At 74.1% G+C, this 1,058-nt stretch carries 2 protein-coding genes; both read left to right on the forward strand.

Translation table 11 applies throughout. The annotated features are described in order from the left end of the window. On the forward strand, positions 1-629 hold a 629-nt coding region (locus ABZY11_RS44675), incomplete at its 5' end, for a bifunctional adenosylcobinamide kinase/adenosylcobinamide-phosphate guanylyltransferase (protein ID WP_356484645.1). 31 nt (positions 630-660) lie between these two features. After that, positions 661-1,058, forward strand: a 398-nt coding sequence (locus ABZY11_RS44680) for a class I SAM-dependent methyltransferase (RefSeq protein WP_356484646.1), incomplete at its 3' end; no start/stop codon positions are given.

Genomic DNA, 1,058 nt, shown 5'->3' on the forward strand with positions numbered 1-1,058 from the left:
TGGACCGGCGGCTCGCGGCGGCCGGCGCGCGGGCCGTGCCGGACGGGACGACGCTGGTGGTGGGCGAGTACCACGCGGTCGTGGACGTGCCGCGGCGCACGCTGGTGACGGGCGGGGCCAGGTCGGGAAAGTCGGTGGAGGCCGAGCGGCGCCTGGAGACGTTCCCCGAGGTGGTGTACGTGGCGACCGGCGGCGGCCGGGAAGGCGACGCCGAGTGGGCGGCCCGGATCGGCCTGCACCGGGAGCGCAGGCCGGCCGCCTGGCGCACCGAGGAGACCTGTGAGCTGGTGGAGCTGCTGGAGTCGGACGGGCCTCCGCTGCTGATCGACTGCCTGTCGCTGTGGCTGACCGACGCGATGGACCGGGTGGACGCCTGGGACGACGCGGCGTGGACGGGGGGTGGCGAGGAAGCCCTGCGGGAGCGGACCGCCGAGCTGATCGCGGCGGTACGCGGAACGCGCCGTACGGTCGTCGCCGTCACCAACGAGGCGGGCTCGGGCGTGGTGCCCGCGACGGCTGCCGGGCGACGTTTCCGGGACGAGTTGGGCCGGCTGAACGCCGCGTTCGCCGACGAGTGCGAACAGGTGCTGCTGGTGGTGGCCGGGCAGGCGCTGACCCTGCGCGGCTGACCGACAGCGCGGAAGAACAGGAGGAGTGGACATGGCACGTGCGCGACCGATGCTGAACGGGGTTCCGGAGACCCTGCTGTGGACGCTCTACAACCGGGCGTACGAGGCGGGCCGGCCCTATCCGGTGCTGGACGACCCGGTGGCGCTGCGGCTGCTGGCGGATCTGGACTACCCCTTCGAGGAACGGTTCGGGCGGCCGGACCCGTTCCACTCGCAGGCCCAGGGGCTGCGCTCGCGCTGCTTCGACCTGGCCGTGCAGCGGTATCTCGCCGACCGGCCCCGGGCCACCGTGGTCGCGCTCGGCGACGGTCTGGAGACCGGCTTCTGGCGGGTCGACAACGGCCTGCTGAACTGGCTGAGCGTGGATCTTCCGGAGGTCGCCGAGCTGCGCCGGGCGCTGCTGCCCGCCTCGGACCGGCTGCGCACGCT

The sequence above is a fragment of the Streptomyces sp. NPDC006510 genome, from assembly GCF_040611955.1.
GTDB lineage: Bacteria > Actinomycetota > Actinomycetes > Streptomycetales > Streptomycetaceae > Streptomyces.